Origin of the sequence: Aeribacillus sp. FSL K6-3256 (assembly GCF_037965805.1) — a bacterium.
Classification (GTDB): Bacteria; Bacillota; Bacilli; order Bacillales; family Aeribacillaceae; genus Aeribacillus; species Aeribacillus composti.
The window spans coordinates 1,380,545-1,405,247 of sequence record NZ_CP150188.1; the positions used below are offsets into that span (position 1 = coordinate 1,380,545).

Consider the following 24,703-nt stretch of genomic DNA (forward strand, 5'->3'; position numbering starts at 1 on the left):
AACTGTAAAAAGTTTGGTTGCTATATTTTTTTAATGTAATGTAAAAAAAATGAAATAATTTATATTTTTCCTTGTTTTACTAATCTCCATATTGGAATGATCGCTTTGATTTCAGAAAAACCTTTTGATATTAAACCTTTTGTAACAAGGAAATAATCTGTATGTATAGACCTTTACATGTTTTTTTGATAGTATAAATGGCAGACTAAACGAATGGAGTTAGTGGAAGGTGGAAGTTTATCAAAATTTAAAAAAGGGTGAACGGGGAGCATGGATTAGCATTGCAGCCTATATTTTGTTGACCGTTGTAAAGATAGCGGTCGGATATTTTTTTCATTCGGAAGCTTTAATGGCTGACGGACTGAACAACGGGACTGATGTAATTGCTTCGATCGCGGTTTTAGTCGGATTAAAAATATCGCAGCGTCCTCCTGACCAAGATCATCACTATGGACATTTTCGGGCAGAAACCATTGCGTCTTTAATTGCATCATTGATTATGGTCATGGTTGGTTTTGAAGTTCTTACTGAAGGAGCAAAATCAATCATAAACCCGAAAACAGAATCACCTGATTTGATCGCGGCATGGACGGCTATCGGCTCAGCAATCGTCATGTTTTCCGTTTATTTATTTAATGTAAGACTTGCGAAAAAAATAAAAAGTCAAGCGCTCATGGCAGCAGCTATGGACAATCGATCCGATGCATATGTCAGTGTCGGAACATTCCTAGGGATTTTGGCGGCGCAATTTCATATCGCATGGATGGACACAGTTGTTGCGATGATCATCGGAGTGCTTATTTGCAAAACTGCTTGGGATATCTTCAAAGAAGCGGTTCATTCCTTAACGGACGGATTTTCAGAGAAGGAGTTAGACAAATATAAAGAAACAATTAACAATATACCCGGGGTTCAATCGCTTGAAGATATTAAAGCCAGATATGTCGGAAGCACCGTATATGTTGATGTTGTCATTAAAGTTCATTCTAATTTAAATGTCGTTGAAAGCCATGCGATTTGTGATGAAGTGGAAAGAAGGCTGACGGAAGAATTTAATATTACGAACGTACATGTGCATATAGAACCTTTAAAAGGCGACAGTTGAAAAAACGGACTCTTCATTTTTGGAAAGGAAAGTATGAACTGCCGAGAAAGATGAAAAAACTAAATTTTCTATTTCCATTTTAGATGCCTCACCCCCAGTCTTAGGTGTTCGATTGTAAATTTTTTCTTGCTTTTGCTGAGTGCAAAATGCATTGACCTCCCCGTTCTTTTTTTGTACGATTATATAGATTTCTGGTAAAGGAGCGTCTTTTTAAACATGGGGTCCTTTAAAGTAAAAAAGGTGTTGAATAATAATGTATTAATAGCTGGCCACGACACCTTTCAGGAAGTCGTCTTGATTGGAAAAGGAATCGGTTTCGGAAAAAAAAGGGGGGAGCTGATTTCCAACGAAACAGTTGAAAAGATATTTGTGCTGAAAAACGAACAAGAACAGGAACAATATAAAAAACTTCTTCCTTATACAAACGAGAAGATGATAGAAGTTGTTTCAGACTGTATTGCCCACATTTCAAAGAAAGTCGGACTTCCTCTGAATGAACATATTCATATAGCTTTAACAGACCATATTACGTTCGCAATTAAGAGGATCGAGCAGGGGATGGACATCAAAAACCCTTTTTTATCAGAGACTGAAGTGCTTTATCCGAAAGAATATAATATTGCTAGTGAAGTGGTGTCCATTATTGAAGATAAGCTGAAAATCAAGCTGCCCAAAGGTGAGATCGGTTTCATCGCTCTCCACATTCACAGCGCCATAACGCATAAATCAATTTCTGAAGTGAACCGCCATTCTCAGCTTATTGCTCAGTTAATCGAAGTTGCAGAAGATTCCTTAAACATCCAGCTTGATAAAGAAAGCTTTAATTATTTGCGGCTTGTAAGGCATCTTCAGGCAACAATTGAAAGGGTTCTCAAAGAGGAAAAAACGGAAGAACCAGAAGAATTAGCTTTATTGTTGAAAAAAAAATATCCTCTATGCTATAATGTTGCATGGAAAATGATTAAAATGATGCAGCAAGTATTGAAAAAACAAATTGATGAAGCAGAAGCTGTTTATTTAACGATGCATTTATATCGAATAGCAAAAAAAGAATAAATTTTGCGCACGTGTTACTGATTCGATCAGGCATGAGTGAGCAAGGTGTACTGTATAGGGATTTGTTTTCGTACAGTTGACGCCTTGTTTCACCATGCCTTTTTTGTTTTTTCTAATACATCGATTATTCTTGCTGCATTTGTCAAATGATAATTATAAGGAGGTCATGTTATGTTTAAATCAATTTTCGGTGTTTTACAAAAAATAGGACGCGCGCTTATGCTGCCGGTAGCGCTTCTTCCTGCAGCAGGTATTTTGCTTGCATTTGGTAATGCTATGCAAAATCCGGATTTAACAGATAGAATTCCTGCTTTAACGAACGACTGGATCGTGCTTATCGCAAGCGTCATGGAGCAAGCTGGGCAAATTGTATTCTCCAACCTGCCGTTGTTATTTGCAGTCGGCGTTGCGATCGGTCTTGCAAACGGCGATGGAGTTGCAGGGATTGCAGCAGTCATCGGCTACTTAATTATGAATGTTACAATGAACGGTATTTTAACAGGTTTGGGTCAAATGCCTAAAGATATTAGTTCTGATCCAGCATTTGCAAACGTTCTCGGAATTGAGACTTTGCAAACAGGTGTGTTTGGCGGGATCATAGTAGGTATCATAGCTGCTTATATGTACAACAAATATTATAAAATTGAGCTTCCGCAATATTTAGGATTTTTTGCCGGAAAGCGGTTTGTTCCAATTGTGACAGCTGCGTCCGCTGTTCTATTAGGGATTGCGATGTACTTTATTTGGCCGCCGATCCAAGGGGCATTAAACCAGTTTTCTCAAGGAATACTTGAGACGAACAAAACGCTCGCCGCTTTTATTTTCGGTGTGATTGAACGTTCATTGATTCCGTTTGGATTACATCATATTTTCTATGCTCCTTTTTGGTATGAATTTGGTTCTTATGTAAACGAAGCAGGGCACGTTGTTCGCGGCGATCAGGCCATTTTCTTTGCCCAAATCAAGGACGGTGTGGAATTAACAGCTGGAACGTTTATGACAGGTAAATTTCCGTTTATGATGTTCGGTCTCCCTGCCGCAGCACTCGCTATTTATCACGAAGCCAAACCCGAGAATAAAAAAGTGGTCGCAGGGATTATGGGTTCTGCCGCGTTAACATCGTTTTTAACAGGAATTACAGAACCGATTGAATTCAGCTTTTTGTTTGTAGCACCGCTTTTGTTTGCGATTCATGCGATATTTGCAGGACTATCCTTTATGGTCATGCATATTTTACATGTTAAAATTGGAATGACTTTTTCAGGCGGAGTGATCGACTTTATATTATTTGGCGTCCTTCCGAATCGAACAGCTTGGTGGCTCGTTATCCCAGTTGGGCTTGTATTTGCGGTCATTTACTATTTCGGTTTCCGATTTGCCATCCGAAAATTCAACCTGAAAACTCCTGGACGGGAAGATGCAAGTGTTGAAACGTCTGATGATGAGCAGGAGAGCGAAAAAGCCGGAGATCTTCCATATAACATTTTAGAGGCGCTTGGCGGAAATGAAAATATTCAGCACCTTGATGCATGTATCACAAGGCTGCGCGTATCTGTTCATGATCAAAAGAAAGTTGATAAAGAACGCTTGAAAAAGCTCGGCGCTTCAGGTGTTTTAGAAGTGGGCAACAACATCCAGGCAATTTTTGGCCCTAAATCGGACAATTTAAAAACTCAAATACAAGACATCATGAATGGAAGAACTCCAAGAGCAGAAAAAGTTCATTCTCCAGAGCAGGAAGTTAAAGAACAAGTGGAAAATGTTATGCCGGAAGAATTACAAAGCGAAAGCTTAACATTTTCATCGCCTATGACAGGTACTCTTCATCCGATTACAGAAGTACCGGATCAAGTATTCTCTGGAAAAATGATGGGAGATGGGATTGCTATTGTACCTGAAGAAGGTATCGTCGTCTCTCCTGTTAACGGTAAAGTGTTAAATGTATTTCCAACGAAACATGCTATTAGCTTGCAGTCTGATTCTGGCCATGAAATATTGATCCATTTTGGTATTGATACAGTAAAATTGAAAGGAAAAGGATTTGACATTTTCGTTTCAGAAGGCGATACTGTAAAATTGGGTGACAAACTTCTTGAAGTGGATCTTGAATATGTTAAAAATCATTCTCCTTCTATTATGACGCCGATTGTCTTCACTAATTTAAAAGAAGATGAAGCAATTGAATTGAAAAAAGTAGGCAAAGTAAACAAGGGCGAAGAAAACATTATTGCCATTCGGTAGCAGTTAGTAAACCGGCCTTGTTTAAATCGGACAAGGCTGGTTTCACAAATAATTGATTATCAGCTTGCACAACTCGACATGCACTGATAAAATTTTTAAAGAAAATAGCAGAAAGGATTTGATGCAAATGGCTGAAAAAACATTCAACATTACCGCTGACACAGGAATTCACGCAAGACCTGCGACTATATTAGTGCAAACGGCAAGCAAATTTGAAGCCGACATTAATTTGGAATACAATGGAAAAACAGTAAACTTAAAATCTATTATGGGAGTTATGTCATTAGGTATTCCAAAAGGAGCAACCATTAAAGTTACAGCATCAGGTGCTGATGAAAATGATGCACTTCAAGCGATTGAAGAGACAATCAAAAAAGAAGGGTTAGGCGAATAATGATACAGCTATCTGGGATTGCAGCATCAAACGGTATCGCTATTGCGAAGGCATACCGTCTAGAAGAGCCGGATTTAACCGTATCAAAAAAAGAAATACAAAATATTCGAGCAGAAATTGAGCGTTTTGAACAATCTGTCGAAAGCGCCAAAGCAGAGCTCGAGGTAATTAAAAACAGCACAGAAGAAAGGCTTGGTGCGGATAAAGCAGCGATTTTTGAAGCGCATTTGCTCGTGTTGAACGATCCTGAGCTGTTAAATCCAGTCAAAGAGAAAATCGAAAACGAAGCTGTAAACGCTGAATTTGCAATGAGGGAAACAGCTGATCAATTTATTGCGATGTTCGAAGCGATGGAAAATGAGTATATGCGCGAGCGAGCAGCGGATATTCGGGATGTCACGAAAAGGGTTATAGCCCATTTATTAGGCGTTCAAATCCCAAATCCAAGTTTAATTAATGAAGAAGTCATTATTGTTGCAGAAGATTTAACACCCTCTGATACTGCGCAATTAAACAAAAATTTTGTTAAAGCATTTACAACTGATATTGGAGGAAGAACATCCCATTCTGCGATCATGGCTCGTTCTATGGAAATCCCTGCTGTTGTCGGAACAAAGGAAGCTACCGCCAAAATTGAAAGCGGTGCTTTAGTCATTGTTGATGGGATTGAAGGACAAGTAATCATAAATCCAAGTGAAGATTGTATTGCCGAATATGAAAAGAAAAGAGAAAAATATGAAGAGTAAAAAGCGGAATGGGCTAAATTAAAAGACGAGCCGACGTTGTCGAAGGATGGACATCGTGTCGAGCTTGCCGCTAATATTGGCACGCCTAATGACATACAAGGTGTTCTTGACAACGGCGGTGAAGGAATAGGTCTCTACCGTACGGAATTTTTATACATGGGACGAGACCAAATGCCTACAGAAGAAGAACAATTTGAAGCATATAAAACAGTTCTTGAGAGAATGGAAGGAAAACCTGTTGTTGTCCGTACATTGGATATCGGCGGGGACAAAGAGCTTCCTTACTTGAATCTTCCAAAGGAGCTGAATCCTTTTCTTGGATTCCGCGCCATCCGCCTTTGTTTAGAAAAGCAAGATATTTTTCGGACACAGCTTAAAGCGCTGCTTCGCGCAAGCAAATATGGAAACTTAAAAATCATGTTTCCAATGATTGCGACAATCGATGAATTCCATCAAGCGAAAGCTATTCTGCTCGAAGAAAAAGAAAAACTTGTTCAAGCAGGTATTGAAGTAGCTGATGATATCGAAGTTGGAATAATGGTTGAAATTCCATCAACTGCTGTTATGGCGGATCAATTTGCCAAAGTGGTTGATTTCTTCAGCATTGGAACAAATGATTTAATTCAATATACAATGGCAGCAGACCGGATGAATGAACGGGTTTCATATTTGTATCAACCGTATAATCCGGCCATCCTCCGATTAATTTCCATTGTGATCGATGCAGCTCATAAAGAAGGAAAATGGGTTGGAATGTGCGGAGAAATGGCAGGAGACCCGATTGCTATACCGCTTCTGCTTGGACTTGGATTAGATGAATTTTCCATGAGCGCAACATCTATTTTGCCTGCGCGTTCACAAATTAAAAAGCTTTCAAAACAGGAAGCAGAAAGCTTTAAAGAAAAAGTTCTTTCTATGCAAACAACGGAAGAAGTCGTTTCTTTTGTTAAAAAAACGTTCCAAATATAAAAGATAAGGAGCCGATCAGTTTAATCTGAATCGGCTTCTTTTTTTGATGCAAGAGCCGATTTATTTACGGAAGGTGAATATAAAAGAATTTCGGCTCTAAGTAAAATGGAATATGAAAAACGCTGAGATCAGCATTTTTTGATTTTTACATCCGCTTTATTATCCCGATAAAGTCCATCAAAATATAAAAATGATTTGCAGCGAGCGTATAGCTAATTTGATGCAAACGATAGAAAGCAAAACACAGCAGCTGCAGTTCATAAAAAGCTTTTTGTAGTTTGAGCAACTAAAACGACGGGGTATCACGATATAAATTAGGATAAGTTTGCAAATGCAAAAATTTGAAGCCCTCGATATCCGAATCTCTTCTTGTTACTTTCCTCCAATTTGCTAAAACTTTTTTTCTTTTTCACAGCCGGCACCGCTACGGCGGTATCTTTTTTTAAGAAGAAACACATGCAGCCTATGCTTTTTTTATGCAAGATCGCTCCCAAAAACAAAGCCAATTGGAAATATGAAAAAGATAATTAGTTTCATTTTGTAAAAAGATAAATCAGATTGCCGATATATACATTAGAAAACGTATAAGTTTTCTTAATTATTTTTATTAAATAAAGATTTATGTAGGAGATGGAACAAATGTTTAAAAAGCTTCAGTGGAAATTGACAGCGCTCATCACCATATTGTTAATTTTTTCACTTTTGGTTGTTTTTTTCACGTCTGATTATTTTGTTCAAAAGAACATTAAATCAGATGCGTTTCATACGGGGCAATCGATTGTTAAGCAAGCGAAAAAGAACCTGCTTTTACAGATGCAGGAATATGAAAGAATTTTGCTGCTTTTCAGCAATGAACCGGAAATCGCACAGCTGCTTGAAAAAAATGACGATCAATCTTTACAGTCCGTAAAGGAAACGTTTCAATCGTTTTTAAGCGCTAATCAATTGGTCCGGTCTGTCTATGTAGCCAACACTAAGACTCTTGTTGCTGCAGAACCTGAGTTAAACTTAAAGGAAGATTTGATAATCAATTCACGACCTTGGTATAAAAGCGCTGTAACAAGTCCAAACTTTGTTTCGTGGTCAGAGCCTTATCGTGATGGGGAAAAAGGAGAATATGTTGTTACCGCCTCAAAGGCCATTACAAAGGATGGGGTGTTGCTTGGCGTTATTGGAATTGATATTAATTTAACAACGTTTAATGAATTTGTTAAGCAAGTGGAAGCTGGCTTTGGAGGGTATACATTCCTGCTTGATAGAAATGGAGTTGCCATCGCTCATCCGAAAATGACCGGAAAAAATTTATATAAAAACAACGGTCTTATGGCAGCGATTAAAAACCAAAAACGTGGTATAGCTTCTATAAAAGAAAATGGAAAAGATTCAACCATTATTTTTGAAACGATCACGGAACTAAATTGGAAAATCGGTGTAGTCTATTCGGATGCAAATCTGGAGCAAACAGCCCGCACAATCCGGAGCATTAACGTTTCCATTATTATTGCTGCATTGATTGTGGCATTTTTCATCACTAGTTTTGTTTCGAGAAGCATTTCAAAGCCGATTTTGCTTTTAGCTAAAAACGCCGACAAAATGGCTGAAGGGGATTTATCCGGAACATTAACAGTGAAAAATAAAGATGAAATCGGGAAATTGGCTAATAGCTTTACGAAGATGACCGATAACATCCGACAAATTCTCCTCGATCTGGACGGATCCGTGAAGGAGCTGCAGCAATCTGCTCAAACATTAAACGTGGTTTCGGAAGAAGCTACTGCGTCAAGTGAGGAAATTTCCGTTGCAATTGAGGAAATTGCAAAAGGCTCAGGTGAGCAGGCAAACAGTACGGAAATTATAAACGGACAAATCAAACAATTAGAAGATTGTATTCAACAAGTAAACAATGATGTAAAAAATGTCGAAAATTTATCTTACGAATCACAAAATGCCAGCTATAATGGTTTAGAAAAGCTAAATGAGCTTCAAATAAAATCAAATGAGGCTGACAAAGAATCTGAGATGGTCCAATCCGTACTACAAAATCTTGTAGATCGAGTTGAAAAAATTTCTGATATCGTGTCGACCATTTCCAAAATTTCAGATCAGACGAACTTGCTCGCTTTAAATGCAAGTATTGAAGCAGCAAGAGCAGGTGAATCAGGTAAAGGATTTGCAGTTGTCGCTGAGGAAGTAAGAAACCTTGCTGAACAATCGGCAAAAGCGACAGAAAACATTAAAAATATGATTGAAGGAATCCAAATTGAAACGAAAAATGCCTACGATGCAATGAGTCGTTCTAAGAAAATTCATGAAGAACAAAACAAAGCTGTTCAAGTGACAGGCAATGCGTTTCATGAAATTGCAATTAAAATGGAAGATTTGCTTAATGCCATTAAATCAACATTAAATGCGATCAATCGGATGAATGAGCAAAAAGAAACAGTCGTCGAATCGATTGAAAATATTTCTGCAGTAACCCAGCAGCTAGCTGCCTCTGCGGAAGAAGTCAGTGCAACAACGAACGAGCAAGTCAAAGCATTCTCAATGGTTGCGGAAAAAGCGGAATCGTTAAGCGAAGAAAGCAACCGCTTAAAAGGCTTAGTAGAACGCTTTAAGTTATAAAAAATATGCAGGGGGTGTCTAATAAGTCGTTTTTACGGCTTATTGACGCCCCCATTAATGTTTTAGAAACGTTGATATATCGGTGTTTATGATTTTTTGTTTTCAATAGGGATTTGACTTTCTGGACAGCTCCTTCTTCATTTTTGATTTGAATGCAATTCACCTAGATGAGCAGGCAGATAAGAAAATCATAACAGTTGATGTCAAGAAAAAGCATGGGTTTAAAGCTCCCTTTGAGATTTGAATTTTGGACATACTACTGCGTGAAAGAAGACAAGCTTAAACGCACCTTCGCAAGCCGCCTTTGACAGTGTTGAGCAAACAAAAGAAGCTCTATGCCGCTTAAAAATTCAGAATGGGAGTAAAACGAAAGTTCCCACATTTTGATAAGATCATGATAAGATGAAAGAAAAGGTGAAAGGATGGAATGTCAATGGATTTCGGTTTCAAAGGTAAAACAGCACTTGTTTTGGCATCAAGTCAAGGATTAGGTAAAGCGATTGCAACAAGGCTTGTGGAAGAAGGAGCCGACGTGATGATCACAAGCCGAAATGAAGAAAAGCTAATAGACGTGGCAAATCAATTAAATGCGCTTGGAAAAGGAAAAGCAGCCTTTATTAAAACAGACATTACTTCAAAAGAGGAAATTAGCAGGCTAGTTAATCAGACAATAAAAGAGTTTGGCAAAATTGATTTACTCGTTAACAACGCTGGCGGTCCCCCTGCAGGAGGATTTGAGCAAATGACTGATGAAGATTGGCAAAATGCTTTTGAATTAAACTTGCTCAGCTATATCCGTACCATTCGCGAGATTCTTCCGCATATGAAACAAAGAGGAGGGAAAATCGTAAATATTGCCTCTTCTTCCGTGAAGGAGCCGATCCCGGGTTTAATTTTATCCAACACGTTTCGCTTAGGAATTGTGGGGCTGACGAAAACGTTAGCAACAGAATTTGCAAAGTACAATATTTTAATTAACACGGCGTCACCCGGCAGAATTGCAACAGAACGGATTGATCAATTGGAAGAATGGAATGCAGCGAAGCTCGGTATTCCGAAAGAAGAGATCAAGAACAAATATTTGGAAGCGATTCCTCTCAATCGCTACGGAGAACCGAATGAATTTGCGAACTATGTGCTGTTTCTTCTGTCTGACTTGAATACATATATGACTGGACAAACCTTTTTGATTGACGGCGGTTTAGTAAAGTCCATTTAATCGGGTGTGCACTGAAAGCTGAAATGCAAGCGTTTCATAGCAGAACAGTTTCATTACTAAGCCGTATACACTGAAATGGGGAAAGGGTGAACAATATGTCAAAAAAAACAATCGGTTTTATTGGGCTTGGAGTAATGGGAAAAAGCATGGCACGTCATTTGCTTGAAGCGGGTTATCCGCTTACGGTTTATACCCGGACAAAAGAAAAGGCCGAAGATTTGATCAATCAAGGTGCTGCTTGGAAAGAATCGATCAAAGATCTCGCAAAAGATGCGAATGTTATTATCACGATGGTTGGTTTCCCGAAAGATGTTGAAGAAGTTTATTTTAGTGAACATGGAATTTTAGCCAATGCCTATCCAGGAGCCATATGTATTGACATGACAACGACAAAACCATCGCTTGCCGAAAAAATATACGAAAAATCAAAGGAAAAAGGCATTTCCTTTTTAGATGCACCTGTTTCAGGAGGAGATGTCGGCGCAAAAAATGGAACGCTATCGATTATGGTCGGAGGAGATCAAGAGACGTTCGATGAATGTTTTGAAATTTTTGAGAAAATGGGAAAAAATATTGTTTATCAAGGAAAAGCTGGTGCGGGGCAGCATACAAAAATGTGCAACCAAATTGCGATTGCTGCCGGCATCATTAGTGTTTGTGAATCGCTTGCCTACGCTGTTCGGGCGGGGCTGGATCCAGATAAGGTGTTGAAAAGCATTTCCTCCGGAGCTGCTGGAAGCTGGTCTTTGTCGAACTATGCGCCGAGAATGCTTTCGAATCAATTTGAGCCTGGATTTTATGTCAAGCACTTTATAAAAGATATGGACATTGCTTTAGAGGAAGCAAGAAGAATGGAATTAGACCTACCAGGGCTTGAGCTTGCGAGAAGCTTGTATGAAAAACTGGCTGAAATGGGAGAAGAAAATAGCGGAATACATGCATTATATAAGCTGTGGAAAAAATAAAAACGCACATCATTCTTTCAAGTCACACAATTTTAGTCAGCTTCTTCTTTTTCTCAGCAATTAATTTTCAAAAAAAATGTGGGGGCATGTCCCCCACACCTTTTGAACAGTTGAAATGAGTGAACTATCCGATCTATTATTTTCCAATAAACATTTGTGTCCAGTAATTTCCATTTTCTACGTAACCAACGCCGATATGAGTAAAGTTAGGATTTAAAATGTTTTGTCTGTGGCCAGAGCTGTTCATCCAAGCATTAACAACTTCTTCAGGAGTACGCTGCCCCATTGCAATATTTTCCCCTGCTGTTCTGAAGGAAATGCCGAACTTTTTCATCATGTCAAACGGAGATCCGTAAGTCGGGCTTGTGTGGGAAAAATATTTGTTTCTTTGCATATCTAAAGATTTTTCACGAGCTACCTTGCTTAAAGCTTCATCTAAAACAAGAGGCTTCAAACCTTGTTTTTGCCGCTCAGCATTTGTTAGTTCAACTACTTTTTTCTCAAATGCATTTACGGATGAAGCGGTTTGTGATTGTTTTGGTGTTTGGTTGTTGGTTGCTTTGTCATTGGCAGATGGTGCTGGCTGAGTTGTTTTTTGAGTAGTTTGGGCTGGTTTTTTCACAGCTTGCTTGTTCGCAGGCTGGTTTATGTTTCTTTTAATTGCTTCTTTTATAGCATTATTTGCTTCTATGCTTGAATTTTGTAAACAGTTGTTTAATAGATTTTGCAATTCTTTTGAATCAGCTGATTGAATGAGCTGTTTCAATTGATCTTCGTTTATATGATAAGGTCCGAAAGCTTGTACGTAGCTTTTGATTTGAACTGGTTGGTTTTGAATTTCAGCTGCATTGGCATTTGTGCCGGCGCCTGCAGTGAAAATGGCGGCAGCTGCTGCAATAGAAGCAATAATAGATTTCTTCATGCGTTTTCTACCTCCTTGAAATTTGTTCATGTAATTTACGAAACTATCATAACATGCGTTTTTTGTCATATTTTTGTCTATTCCTTCCATTGACAAATAATAGATTTTAAGTTTATAAACATTATCATGTAATTGTTGAAATTATAGGGTTCCAACCGAGGGAATATATGATATACTTCCTTCAAGAAGTGACAAAATTAAGCAAAATGTCTATAAATTGATAAGAATTAGGGGTTGACAATCTGTATAGAAAACAAAACTTTGTAATGTATGTTACAATATATTTACAAGTTCATGAGTCGACTGAAACATGATTTATATTAGAAAAGAAAGGAAGATTCCTTCGTGAAAAAAGAAGCGGAAACAACTCCTTCTGAGACAAAACGGCAAAGGAAAGCGAGAATTTTTCGTATCAATTTTTTCTTTTTTATCGTTTTTCTTTTATTTGCCGCACTTGTCGTCCGCCTTGGCATCGTTCAAATTGTTCAGGGTGAAGAATATGCGAAAGAAGTCAGCCGGACAGAAGTGAATGTTGCGCAATATCCTGCACCAAGAGGAAAAATGTTTGACCGAAATGGGAGAATCGTTGTAGACAACAAAAATGTTCCTGCTGTGACCTATACGGTGGAGAAGACGACCAAAACGAAAGACAAGCTGGAAACAGCAAAAAAATTAGCACAGCTGATTGATCTCGACACATCTTTTCTAAGAGAAAGAGATTTGCGGGATTATTGGATAGCCAAAAATCCAAAAAAGGCAGAAAACTTATTGACGGAAAAAGAGAAAAAATTAGAACCTAAGGAAACATATCCACTTCAGGTTGAACGGGTTCCGGAAGAAGAAATTAAAAAAATCGAGAAGGATCCAAAAGAATTGGAGCTTGCCGCTCTATATACGAAATTTTCATCCGGATATGCGTATGAGCCGCAGATTGTCGCAACGAACTTAAGCCAAGAAGAAGTTTCAAGGGTTGCGGAACAGCTGGAAAATCTTCCGGGTGTCGATGTCATCACAGATTGGGAAAGGGTGTACCCTTATGATGACGTATTTAAAACGATTTTAGGGAAAATCTCATCTCCAAAAGAAGGGATACCAGAAGACAATAAATCATTTTTTGTAGCTCGAGGCTATGCCCGAAATGAACGAGTTGGAAAAAGCTATTTGGAGCAGCAATATGAGGATTATCTAAACCCAAGAAAAGCAAAAGTTCAATATATATCTGATAAAGATGGAAATACGATTTCACAAAAGGAAATTGATGACGGCAGAAGAGGATTCGATTTAAAACTTTCCATCGATATCGAACTGCAAAAAAGAATTGAAAAAATTGTTGATCAGCAGATCAAAGCAGCAAGAGGACGTGGAAATTATTTAGTTGACCGCGCTTTCGTTGTCATGATGGATCCGTATAAAGGAGACGTTTTGGCGATGGTCGGACGAATGTACGATTCAGGAGAGATGTTGAACTTTGATTACGGTGCATTTGGGACGCAATATGAAATGGGTTCTACCGTTAAAGGTGCGACAGTTTTAGCAGGATATCAATTTGGTCTTAGACACGGAACCGTCTTTTATGACGCACCAATTCGTTTAAAAGGGACTCCGGAAAAATCTTCTTATCAAAATATGGGGGCTGTATCTGACCTAACAGCGTTGCAAAGAAGTTCAAACGTTTATATGTTCCATATCGCTATGAAAATTGCTGGTATACAATATTATCCGGGAAGAAGTTTTCCAGCTAAAGACGAAGATTTTCAAAAGATGCGGAATTACTATGCCCAATTTGGTTTAGGGGTTCCGACAGGGATTGATCTCCCGCAGGAGTCCGCAGGGCAGCAATCTGATCCTGGAACTGACAGAGGGAAATTGCTTGACCTTGCCATTGGTCAGTTTGATACGTACACACCGCTGCAAATGGCCCAATATGTTTCAACGATTGCAAATGGCGGATACCGTGTTAAGCCGCGGCTTGTAACAGAAATTCTTGAACCGACTGACGATGGGCTCGGACCGATTGCTCAAGAAATGCCGGTAAAAGTGTTAAACCGAATAAACAATACGGAAGAGGATATTCAACGCGTCCAACAAGGCTTTTATCTAGTGACGAATACTCGACGCGGAACAGCTTACGCTCAGTTACATGGATTAAATGTTGCGGGCAAAACCGGAACAGCGGAAACGACTTATTATGGTACGAAGCGCCAATACTGGGGGACAGACGTTTATAATTTAACATTTATCGGCTATTATCCTGCCAAAGATCCGCAGGTTGCTTTCAGTGTTGTCGTCCCTTGGACAAAAAGAACCGGAAGCGAAGATGTGAATAAACGTATAGCGAGAGATATTGTAAAAGCATACATCGATTTACAGAAAGAATACGCCGGAAATTCCAATGCAAAATCAAATGATGACGAGCAATAAAAAATAAATTATATAGAAGGGCCGTCGCTTTTTAACGAGCGATGGCTTTTCTATTAGTTATCGAAAACCATTCATATAAATTGAACGATGCCGCATTCGCATAAAGATTTTTCGATAAACGGTTCGAAATTCGCACATGCCGCAAAAACCGCAAACTTTTGTCCTATCTGCATATCTCCGAATGGTGTGAAACCCGAAGAAAGCGCAAAAACCGCACATGGCCGCAAAATCGGTAAAGCTCATACCACCTCTTGCATGCCTCCGGTGCGTTGTTAAACCTGAGGGAAGCGCAAAAACCGCAAAATAACCGAAAAATCCGCATAAGACAAAAAAAACTAGCCCTTTTTTGGCCAGTATTTTTTAAAATGTTGATACATACATATTTTTTATAGGGAAGGAAATGCAGTGGAAAAAGTCGAAAAAACATTTTAAATAGTAAGATTGACACATTTTTAGATGTTTATTTTGTAAAACTATATTAAAATTTTAGGTGGACAAAAAGTAGCAGGTCAATGAGCAAGATAGACTTTTTCTTTCTGGAAAGGGTAGTAATAGGGGGGCCAGGGATGAGTCAACAAATACAAAAGGGTGTGCACAATCAAACAGAAATCATTTATTCGATTATTTCTAATGAAGGCTATTTTGAATACATCTCCTCAAATTGTTTGAAAGTGCTCGGATATAAACAAAAAGAACTAATCGGTTCCAATCTTTCAGAATACTTGCATGTAGAAGATATAAATATATTTGAAAGCTTTTTATATCATGGAGATGATATCTTTCCTTGTTCCTTCCGTTTTTTGCAGAAAAATGGATCCTATATTTGGATGAAAACGTCAGTTGATGTTATATACAATCATTTGAACAAGGATCAAAGAGAATTTGTCTTAAAGTTTGCTGTCACTTCGGCGGATGACAAGATAGATGAAGTTCCCAAAGAAGTAAATCCGATACGTGCTGACGGTGCTCTTGATTTTGTGCACGAGCTTCCGTGCCCGCTCATAATTTCAAAAAAAGGGAAAGTTCAATATGCTAATACGGCTGCTGTTAAGCTGCTTGTGGCGACTAGCAGTGAAGATATTGTTGGAAAAATGGTTTTCCAATTTATTGACAAAATGTTTCACGAATCTGTCCATGAAACGATTGAAAATCTTCACAAAGGAATTGATAGCGGAATTTTAGAACAAATTTGGACATCTTTGGACGGGAACAAGATCTATGTTGAGTTGAAGAGCGTGCTTATATCATATAAAGGCGAACAAGCAGAACTGCTTGTCATTACCGATATTTCATCCAAAAAAATATACCAAAGCATTTTGCAGCAAAGCAGTGAAAAGTATCAAAGGCTGATTCAAAATTCCATCGATACAATTGCAGTGATTCATAATGATAAATGGGTTTTTATGAATGAGTCGGGGATCAAGCTTTTCGGTGCGCAAGATTATCCGGACGTATTGGGCAAAAGCATCTATCATTTTTTACACCCGGAATATCATCAGCATGTCAAAGATCAATTAGATGACATAACGAACGGAAGAACGGAAACAATCGTGACCAAGCAAAGCTGGTATACATATTCGAAAAAAATTGTCCATACCGAAATGGTTTGCATTCCGACAACATATTTTGGCGAACCGGCGGTTCAAATAATTTTACGAGATTTGTCTGAACATAAACATGCGGAAGAATTGATGATTCGCTCTGAAAAGCTTTCTGTTGCAGGGCAGCTGGCAGCAGGTATCGCCCACGAAATACGCAATCCGTTAACAGCAATAAAAGGTTTTTTACAGCTGATGCATGGTGAAATCGAAAAAGATAATCAATATTTTGAAATCATTTTTTCAGAGCTGAATCGAATTGAAATGATTTTGAGTGAATTGCTGATGCTTGCGAAACCGCAAGAAACGGTTTTTGAAAAAGCAAATGTCAAAACGATTTTACGCGAAGTTGTTACACTGCTGGAAACGGAAGCAATATTAAGAAATATTGTGATTGAGAAAAAATTTTCTGATGAGATTCAAGAAGTTGTTTGCGATAAAAACCAATTGAAGCAAGTTTTTATCAATCTCATTAAGAATGCAATTGAAGCAATGCCAAATGGAGGAACAGTTACAATTTCTACTAAATCTGAAAATTTTTCCATTGTGATTGAAATAAAAGATGAAGGAGAGGGGATACCGAAAGAGCTGCTAGAAAGATTAGGGGAGCCTTTTTTAACGACAAAAGAAAAAGGAACAGGTCTAGGATTAATGATCACATATAAAATTGTTGAAAATCATAAAGGCACGATCGATGTGTCGAGCAGCGAAAAAGGCACCGTTTTCACAATTAAGTTGCCAAAACAAAAAACAGTGCTTTAAAAGCGCACTGTTTTTCTATTTTCTTTTCAGTTGCACAAAATGCTCAAGCCTGTCCAAAGCTTTTTCCAGCTCTTTTGTCGAGTAAGCGTAAGAGATGCGGATAAACCCTTCTCCAAATTTGGAAAAAGCGCTCCCCGGGACGACCGCAACACCAGCCTTCTCAACCAGCTCCAAAGCAAAATCAAAAGAGCTTTGTCCAAATGATTGAATCGAAGGAAATAAATAAAAGGCTCCGCTTGGTTTAACAACCTCAAATCCCATTTCAACGAGACGACCGTATACGTACTCCAATCGTTTTTCATATTCTTTTTTCATTATTTGACCATCATGAAACCCTTCCGTTAAAGCGTTGTAAGCAGCTTTTTGAGAGATCGACGAAGCGCATGAAACATTATATTGATGCACTTTTAACATATGTTTTGTGATATCTTTCGGCGCAAAAAGAAATCCGATCCGCCATCCAGTCATGCTATGCGATTTGGACAGTCCATTGACGACGATCGTCTGCTCCCGCAAAAAAGAAGCGATCGAGGTATGAGGTGCGTCATACGTTAATTCACTGTAAATTTCATCCGCTAAAATAAAAATATCCTTCCCGCGAACGGCATCGGCAATCTCTATCAGCTCCTCTGCAGTGAATGTAACGCCTGTCGGATTGGACGGGTAAGGCAAAATTATGCATCGGGTTTTTTCTGTTATATTTTGTTTAATCAAATCCGCAGTTAATTTAAATTTGTTTTTTGTCGTATCAACATAAACGGGTATTGCTCCGCACAATTGAATAATTGGCTCATACCCCGGATAAACAGGACCTGGCAGCATTACCTCCGTTCCGGGCTCCAAAATCGTTCGAAGCGCTATATCAATCGCCTGGCTGGCCCCGATTGTAACAATCACTTCCGAACCAGGATCATAGGAGAGATGATATTTTTTATGTACAAATTGGCATGCTGCTTCTCTTACATCGATCAATCCTGCATTATGCGTATACGTTGTATAGTTGTCATCAATTGCCTGTTTTGCCGCTTCTTTTATATGTGAAGGCGTTGGGAAGTCAGGCTGGCCAATCGTTAGCGAAACGACATCGTCATAGTTGGAAACGATGTTAAAAAAAGCTCGAATGCCGGAAATCGCAATGTTTTTTACATTTTGGTTAATCAAATGTTCCATACAAATCACCTGCTTTAATAAGTGTCGTCTTATATTTTATCATGTTTGTCCCAAGCTTTTATTGGTAAACTAAATTTATGTCCAAAAAAATTTAGAAAGTGTGATGTCTATGATACGAACATTAGTCATTACAACTGATTTGGAAGCTAAATATGATGTGGCATTAAAAGAGATTCGAAAAAAGGAAGTTCTTTGGTACTGGGTCGATTTTTACAAGGCGACGGAAGATGAAATTAGATTGCTAGGGAAATTTTTTCATTTTCATCCTTTGTCCATTGAGGATTGTGTCGAAAATGTTGAACGGCCGAAAATAGATTTTTATGACTCTTATATGTTTGTTGTGTTGCACGGAATTCATCAACAGACGCTGGAACCGGAAGAGCTTGACTTATTTGTAAACGAAAAAGGAATCGTCACATTTCACAAAAATGCCATTCGAGATCTAAACAACATTTGGCTGAGAATCAAAAAAGACGATTCTTTAAAAAAAGGGCCTATGAAAATCATGCATCAATTGACTGATAAGCTCGTTGATGATTTTTTTCCGCCCGTGTACCATTTGGAAGATTTATTAAATCAAATTGAGGAAAACAATAAAAACAAATCGATCAATGAGTTAATGAAAGAGCTTTTTTCCATCAGGTCTCAATTATCAAAAATAAGAAGAACAATCATTCCGATGCGGGATTTGATGTACCGGATCATCTCGTCCAACAGGCTGAACGAAATGAAGGAGGAAGATTTGTATTTTTATGATGTTTATGACCATTTACTCAAGCTTGTCGAGATGACGGAGGCAAATCGGGAGCTTGCGGCTGATATAAGGGACAGCTATTTATCTTACAACTCAAACCGGATGAATACGATTATGATGACATTGACGGTTATTTCGTCTATTTTTATGCCTCTTACGTTTATCGCAGGAATTTATGGAATGAATTTTGAATATATGCCCGAGCTGAAAATGAAGTATGGCTATTATATTGTATTAGGAGTCATGGCTCTCATCGGAACAGGAATGCTTTATATTTTTTATAAAATGGGTTGGTTCCGGTTTCATAAAGGTCCAAAATTGTAGCGGGCAAAAAATGCGGCCTGCTTCGTAAAAAATAGGATGGGTAAGTTTTTGCACATTATAAAAAAGAAACTTGAAGAGTGCAAAATTTAACAATGAAAGGCGGAAAATTGCTCTTTCAATTTATCGATACAGCGGTTTTGAAAGACTTGACAAGCATACATAGAAGCTAAAAAGGAAAACAAAGGCGAGAGTAAGAAAAAATTCAGTATGCGCCCCCTCAAATTCTTTTGTAAGGTAAACAATCAAAAGGAACTCTTTTTATAAAAGGCTAAACAGTGACAGCAATACAAGCTGTTCACAAGCTTCGTTCTATAATATAAAACAGCAAAAAATTTGAAATGGAGGCTTATGATGGAGAGAATTGCAGTAATTGGTCAATCCGGCTTGATTCCGGAACATGTCCGCCTCCTGGCTGAAGAAATCGGTTCAGAAATTGCTAAAAGAGGAGCTGTTCTTTTGACAGGCGGCGGAAGCGGAGTGATGGAGGCAGTTTCACGAGGGGCCAAACAAGCAAACGGCCTTGTCGTAGGTATTTTGGCTGGAGACGACAAACAGGCAGCAAACGAATTTATTGATATTCCGATTAATACTGGATTAGGTTTTGATTACAGAAGCGTTTTGCTTGTTCATTCCGCAGATGCCATCATTATGATTGGAGGAGGAAATGGAACGCTTGGAGAATTGTCTGCCGCATATATGAACAAAAAACGTGTCATCATCGTTGAAAATTCAGGAGGATGGTCGAACACCGTGAAGCAAATCGCCTTTGAAGGCTGTTATTTAGATGAGCGGAGAACAGTCGAAATTCAGTTCGCTAAAACGGCTAAATCAGCTGTAGATCTTGCTTTTCAATCCATTTACAACCCTGTTGATCCCGATAAAAATACCGGTTTAATAGGTGACTAGCATGCGGATGTTTAAAAAGTCCAATCGGTTGAAAACAATATATCAACGTTTCTAAAATAGTAAAGGGGCGTCCATAAGCCAAAAACGACTTATTAGACTGCCCCGAGTGTCATCTTAAAAACATGAGAAGGAAGAGATTCTGTTTAAATCAATGCCGAAATATTCCCATCGATTTTGGCGAGGTCTCCAGCGCCACCCGGCAATGGACCTTTGTCCTACAAACACAGGGAAATACCAGAAGCTTCTGCCGTTTGTTAATCGGATAAATGTAAAACGATGTAAACATCTTCTAATGCCTCCGGGATCAACTGCAAATGTTCCGACTCCGGGTGATTCTTGAGGAATAAAACTTGGAGGCGGTCCTGAAGGCGGTCCTTGCTGCTGTCCAAAACCGTCACTCGGACTTCCGCCGATTCCAGGAGGGCCGAATGGAGGGAAACCGGGACCAGTCCCCGTAGGAGGAAACGAAGGAAATCCTCCACCCATCCCTGGAAATCCCGGAAAAAATTCTGGCTGTTGAACTCCCGGGAGGATTTGTCGATAGAATGGATACACGTTCATGCTCCTTTCACTTTTCAGTTGTTCACCATAACATATGCAACTTCACTTTTAAGGTGTTTGACCTACATAAAAGTTTTTTATAAAAAAAGGAAATCAAGTCGTCTTTGTCGAAATAAAATGTATCATTTACGTTTTGTGAGTAACGCTGTTCAGACTTATTTCCCATCGATTTGTAGCGAAAGAAGTATTAAATGAACAAAGAATAAAACCGATATAAAAAAGTGAAGAAGAAACGTTCGCAAATATTAGACGGAAGGAAGAAAGATATGAACGAAAAGGGAATTTTGCTTGAAAGCGGTACGAACGAGTTGGAATTTGTAGAGTTTCTCGTCGGCTCGAATAAATTCGGTATAAATGTGATGAAAGTAAAAGAAATCATTCAGCCTCTTCCTGTAACGAGCGTGCCTCACGTCCATCCATACGTTGAAGGAATTATTGAATTAAGAGGAGAAGTGCTCCCGGTAGTTAACGTACCGAAGGCGATCGGCGATCCGAATTGCGAGCCCAGCGAAAAAGATAAGCTGATAGTAACGGAATTTAACCAACAAAAAGTTGTGTTTCGCGTCCATCAAGTAACCCAAATTCACCGTGTGTCTTGGTCGCAAATTGAAAAGCCTTCTGAAATGTATCAAGGATTGGAAACTCAAATTACCGGCGTTGTCAAAATGGGAGACGAAATGATTTTAATGCTTGATTTTGAAAAAATCGTTGTTGAAATTAATCCTGAGTCCGGAATCCAGCAGGAAAAAGCGAAAAAACTGGAAAAGAGGGACAGATCTGATAAAAAAATTGTCGTTGCCGAGGATTCCCCGCTGTTGCGCAGATTGTTGAACGACACATTGACGGAGGCGGGATTTCAACAGATTGAGTTTTTTGAAAACGGCAAGGATGCACTGGACTATTTAGAGAATATTGTAAATGAAGGCGAACCGGTTAAGGAGCGTGTTGATTTAGTCATTACGGACATCGAAATGCCGCAGCTTGACGGATTGCATTTGACGAAGCGAATTAAGGAAAATCCAGAGCTGGATCATATTCCGGTTGTGATTTTTTCCTCATTGATTACGAATGATTTAAAACATAAAGGACAACAGGTAGGTGCAAATGCCCAAATTAGCAAACCTGAGGTCCATCACTTAATTGAGCAAATCGATGAATTGTTATTTAAAAATGAAGAAGATGATGAATTAAAAGACGAGGCTGAATAAGCCTCTCTTTTTACTCAATCATACCGTTCGCCTAATCGTTTAAACACCGGTTTTTGATATGTATGACGATGGAACCGTTTGGGAGAAGAAAGCGGTCGATTCGCTTTATCCATACCGATATAATACTCCAATAAATTTTTTGCCTTTGACAATGATAGATTTGTTTTCGGGTTTCGGTATGAATTATTTAAGGAACCTAAGTGAGGAAGGTTTTGGAAGTCTTCTTTTGTAGGAGGCATATGAAAATAATAATTTCCTGCCGACACCAGAACATCTGACTGCTGTTTGCTTAATTTTGGATTTTTTGAATAATGCAGTCCTTTCTTTGTTGCTTTTCCTTCAGCGATCAGTTTTTGCAGCGCCTTCTTTTTTAAATAATATAAATATTTAGGATTTGGCGCTGTTTTTGCATGCCGATTGACAACATAGATGGCTCGTGCTATATTTTCCGGCGTCTCATCCCGTAGCTTATAATGACTGATATCGTCCATGATGTCTCTCCTTTTTCATTATTTTCCGTAATCTTTATTTACATTATACTTTCATGAATAGAAAATGCAACCAGTTTTTACAGTCTATTAATTATGCCTATAATAGTTATTATGAAATATTTTAGAAAGCAGGGTGGGTCATGAGCGGAAAAGAGGAATTTCTAGATATAGACGAAGAAACGCTTTTTATCGTGTCGCAAACGTTTAAAGCGTTATCGGATCCGACTAGAATTCGGATTTTACATTTACTAGCGGAAAAACAAGAATGTTCTGTGAATGAAATAGCTGCCGAGCTTGAGCTTTTGCAATCAACCGTGTCCCATCAATTGAGGTTTCTAAAAAATTTGCGTTTAGTCAAATTTAGAAGGGAAGGAACGACCGTTTACTATTCACATGATGATGAGCATGTAAAAAAAATACTAGAGCAAACCATTGACCATGCTCGGCATAATTAAAATGGGCGTCGAGTGGGCAGTTTGATCAGGGGACTAAACGGTTAAGAGATGATCTCGGTATGGAGCCGGGGTCATCTTTTATAATTTATTGGCAGCGGGGCTGATTTCATTCATTTATTTATTTATTTATTTCACATTCTGTAAAAGATTCGAATTTCTTTCGGAGCATGATAGGGAGGGGGTGTCCAGAAAGTCAAATCGCCATTGAAAACAAAAAATCATAAACACCGATATATCAACGTTTCTAAAACATTAATGGGGGTGTCAATAAGCCGTAAAAACGACTTATTAGAACCCCCTTTTTTGCTTGTTATACGTTTAGTAGAAGTTTTCTTGAGGGTAGAAGCAAAACTAATGATGAATTTTTTCGGTAAAGTTTATTATTATCACTTTCCTTCAAACGAATATCACAAAAAAACTCCCAATCAATGCGGTTGTAGGGTGAATTCTCATCCACTATGATCCACATGATTGGGAGTATAAGTCTGACTGTCAAACACATTTTTGTTATAAAACCGATTTGATTGTGTTTTTACCTAGCCGATGCCGTTTTTCGTTTAAATATTTCGGCATCAAGATCATATAAAAGAAAAAGACGAAAAGAATGATAAGAGCCATACCGTAATAAAGTAAATCGATGTTTCGAATGATGTTTGGAAACAATAGTGCAATACATAAAAGCGTAGCAGACTGCGCAAACATCATTAACGGGTCGATCCATCCGCTGACACGTCCCATTAGCTTTGGATGAACGATATTCGGAATCCAACCGCCAATTGCTACGTTCACAGGACCGATGCACATGCCGATCAAAAAAATAATCGACAAGTAAAATTCTACTTCATCCACAAAACCAAGGAGAAAAACAAAAATGCTTGTCAAAAATATCGGTGTAACAAACATTGGAAACGGTTTTATTTTTTTAGCAAAAAATGTTGAAACTGTACTGCCGACTAAAAGACCCGCACCGAGAAAAATGGCAAATAAAGATGAATACATTTCATAAGAATTCGGTGCCAGCTCATATTTCATTGTAAATAACGGAAGAACGGCAAAACTTCCTTGAACAAAGCCGAAAATGAAAAAACCAAAAATAATGAGCGATAAAAGCCGATTATGTAAAATGTACCGAATACCTTCCAAAAAGTCGGAAACAGCGGATGATATATGTAAACCTTTCCATGACACTCGACCGTTTGGTAGCCTTGCTGATTTAGGGATTTTACACGAGCGAATGAGCAAGGCGGAAAGAACGAAGCTTATTAAATCAACCAATACGGCCCCATGAATTCCAACTGTTCGATAAGCCAATGCCCCTAATCCGACACCAAACACTAAAAAAATGCTGAAAAGTACTTGATTCAAACCTGAAGCTTGCGCATATTGATCTTTTCGCAAAATAGCTTGTACTAAACTGGATTCGGCTGGATAAAAAAATTTCGTGACAGCACTCCGCAAAAACAAGATGAAAAAAATGAGCGGAATCGAATTTGTAAATAAGGCGAAAAACAAACATGCAGTCATAATTGCACGAATCCAGTCGCAGTTCTCTGCCACCTTTTTTCGATCGAAGCGGTCTGCTACTACACCGACAATGACAAAAACAAATACAGTCGGCAAAGAATACATCAGCTCAGCAATAGTTGCGTAATAAGGTTTGCTGCTAAAATGCTCCAACAAATAAAAAGCAAACGCCATATTGCCAACTGTTGAACCCATTTGTGAAGCAAGCGCTGCAAAAAACAATTTGACAAAATTGCGGTTTTTAAAAATATCCATTGCGACTCCCCTTAACTGACACTTACAGTAGCTAT

Annotated in this window: 18 protein-coding genes and 1 pseudogene; 14 read left to right on the forward strand and 5 right to left on the reverse strand. The window is 38.5% G+C overall.

From position 1 onward, the window contains the following. Nucleotides 1-229: 229 nt before the first annotated feature. From NSQ84_RS06740 to NSQ84_RS06775, 8 genes and pseudogenes are all read left to right on the forward strand, one after another. A complete protein-coding gene (locus NSQ84_RS06740) occupies nucleotides 230-1,105 on the forward strand; it encodes a cation diffusion facilitator family transporter (RefSeq protein WP_063389341.1) in 876 nt (291 codons plus the stop codon). A 216-nt stretch (nucleotides 1,106-1,321) separates the two neighbouring features. Then, nucleotides 1,322-2,161 (forward strand): PRD domain-containing protein, encoded by an 840-nt coding sequence (locus NSQ84_RS06745; protein ID WP_063389340.1) that lies wholly within the window; start codon nucleotides 1,322-1,324, stop codon nucleotides 2,159-2,161. Nucleotides 2,162-2,332: 171 nt separating this feature from the next. After that, complete coding sequence (gene ptsG, locus NSQ84_RS06750; RefSeq protein ID WP_339212461.1) at nucleotides 2,333-4,402, forward strand: glucose-specific PTS transporter subunit IIBC; 2,070 nt, start codon at nucleotides 2,333-2,335, stop codon at nucleotides 4,400-4,402. Between the two features lie 127 nt (nucleotides 4,403-4,529). Beyond that, on the forward strand, nucleotides 4,530-4,796 hold the full coding sequence (locus tag NSQ84_RS06755) for a phosphocarrier protein HPr (protein WP_063389338.1): 267 nt from the start codon (nucleotides 4,530-4,532) through the stop codon (nucleotides 4,794-4,796). Continuing rightward, nucleotides 4,796-6,511: pseudogene (ptsP, locus tag NSQ84_RS06760) on the forward strand (phosphoenolpyruvate--protein phosphotransferase). The gene NSQ84_RS06755 and the pseudogene ptsP overlap by 1 nt, the downstream one beginning before the upstream one ends. A 639-nt stretch (nucleotides 6,512-7,150) precedes the next feature. Then, entirely contained in the window at nucleotides 7,151-9,133 is a 1,983-nt protein-coding gene (locus tag NSQ84_RS06765; protein ID WP_339212464.1) for a methyl-accepting chemotaxis protein, read from the forward strand. A gap of 433 nt (nucleotides 9,134-9,566) precedes the next feature. After that, entirely contained in the window at nucleotides 9,567-10,352 is a 786-nt protein-coding gene (locus tag NSQ84_RS06770) for an SDR family oxidoreductase (RefSeq protein ID WP_327848611.1), read from the forward strand. Between the two features lie 95 nt (nucleotides 10,353-10,447). Next, a complete protein-coding gene (locus tag NSQ84_RS06775) occupies nucleotides 10,448-11,317 on the forward strand; it encodes an NAD(P)-dependent oxidoreductase (RefSeq protein ID WP_327873983.1) in 870 nt (289 codons plus the stop codon). Between the two features lie 136 nt (nucleotides 11,318-11,453). On the opposite strand, the gene NSQ84_RS06780 is transcribed toward NSQ84_RS06775, so the two are convergent. After that, complete coding sequence (locus NSQ84_RS06780; RefSeq protein ID WP_327873982.1) at nucleotides 11,454-12,239, reverse strand: CAP domain-containing protein; 786 nt, start codon at nucleotides 12,237-12,239, stop codon at nucleotides 11,454-11,456. Nucleotides 12,240-12,650: 411 nt separating this feature from the next. Here NSQ84_RS06780 and NSQ84_RS06785 point away from each other — a divergent pair, with 411 nt between their 5' ends. Then, the gene (locus NSQ84_RS06785) at nucleotides 12,651-14,660 is read left to right on the forward strand and encodes a penicillin-binding protein 2 (RefSeq protein WP_082829441.1); all 2,010 of its coding nucleotides are present in this window, start codon (nucleotides 12,651-12,653) and stop codon (nucleotides 14,658-14,660) included. A gap of 566 nt (nucleotides 14,661-15,226) precedes the next feature. Further along, nucleotides 15,227-17,020: a PAS domain S-box protein gene (locus NSQ84_RS06790; RefSeq protein WP_144598126.1), complete on the forward strand. Its 1,794-nt coding sequence runs from the start codon at nucleotides 15,227-15,229 to the stop codon at nucleotides 17,018-17,020. A 15-nt stretch (nucleotides 17,021-17,035) separates the two neighbouring features. Here the strand turns inward: NSQ84_RS06790 and NSQ84_RS06795 are convergent, their stop codons facing one another. Then, the gene (locus NSQ84_RS06795) at nucleotides 17,036-18,190 is read right to left on the reverse strand and encodes an aminotransferase A (RefSeq protein WP_144598127.1); all 1,155 of its coding nucleotides are present in this window, start codon (nucleotides 18,188-18,190) and stop codon (nucleotides 17,036-17,038) included. 109 nt (nucleotides 18,191-18,299) lie between these two features. Between NSQ84_RS06795 and corA the strand changes: the two genes are divergently transcribed. Both corA and NSQ84_RS06805 read left to right on the forward strand, forming a co-directional pair. Then, nucleotides 18,300-19,268 carry a magnesium/cobalt transporter CorA gene (gene corA, locus NSQ84_RS06800; protein ID WP_198318521.1) on the forward strand — a complete coding sequence of 323 codons (969 nt, stop codon included), beginning with the start codon at nucleotides 18,300-18,302 and terminating at the stop codon, nucleotides 19,266-19,268. Between the two features lie 351 nt (nucleotides 19,269-19,619). Further along, on the forward strand, nucleotides 19,620-20,174 hold the full coding sequence (locus NSQ84_RS06805) for a TIGR00725 family protein (protein ID WP_066247977.1): 555 nt from the start codon (nucleotides 19,620-19,622) through the stop codon (nucleotides 20,172-20,174). 114 nt (nucleotides 20,175-20,288) lie between these two features. On the opposite strand, the gene NSQ84_RS06810 is transcribed toward NSQ84_RS06805, so the two are convergent. Next, a complete protein-coding gene (locus NSQ84_RS06810) occupies nucleotides 20,289-20,735 on the reverse strand; it encodes a hypothetical protein (protein ID WP_094245551.1) in 447 nt (148 codons plus the stop codon). A gap of 266 nt (nucleotides 20,736-21,001) precedes the next feature. Between NSQ84_RS06810 and NSQ84_RS06815 the strand changes: the two genes are divergently transcribed. After that, a complete protein-coding gene (locus tag NSQ84_RS06815) occupies nucleotides 21,002-21,943 on the forward strand; it encodes a chemotaxis protein (protein ID WP_063389327.1) in 942 nt (313 codons plus the stop codon). A 14-nt stretch (nucleotides 21,944-21,957) separates the two neighbouring features. Here NSQ84_RS06815 and NSQ84_RS06820 read toward each other — a convergent pair whose 3' ends face one another. Beyond that, nucleotides 21,958-22,434 carry a YkyB family protein gene (locus NSQ84_RS06820; protein ID WP_066247978.1) on the reverse strand — a complete coding sequence of 159 codons (477 nt, stop codon included), beginning with the start codon at nucleotides 22,432-22,434 and terminating at the stop codon, nucleotides 21,958-21,960. A gap of 140 nt (nucleotides 22,435-22,574) precedes the next feature. Between NSQ84_RS06820 and NSQ84_RS06825 the strand changes: the two genes are divergently transcribed. Continuing rightward, nucleotides 22,575-22,889 carry a metalloregulator ArsR/SmtB family transcription factor gene (locus tag NSQ84_RS06825; RefSeq protein ID WP_063389325.1) on the forward strand — a complete coding sequence of 105 codons (315 nt, stop codon included), beginning with the start codon at nucleotides 22,575-22,577 and terminating at the stop codon, nucleotides 22,887-22,889. Between the two features lie 507 nt (nucleotides 22,890-23,396). Here the strand turns inward: NSQ84_RS06825 and NSQ84_RS06830 are convergent. Beyond that, entirely contained in the window at nucleotides 23,397-24,668 is a 1,272-nt protein-coding gene (locus NSQ84_RS06830) for an MFS transporter (RefSeq protein WP_311067157.1), read from the reverse strand. Nucleotides 24,669-24,703 lie beyond the last annotated feature (35 nt).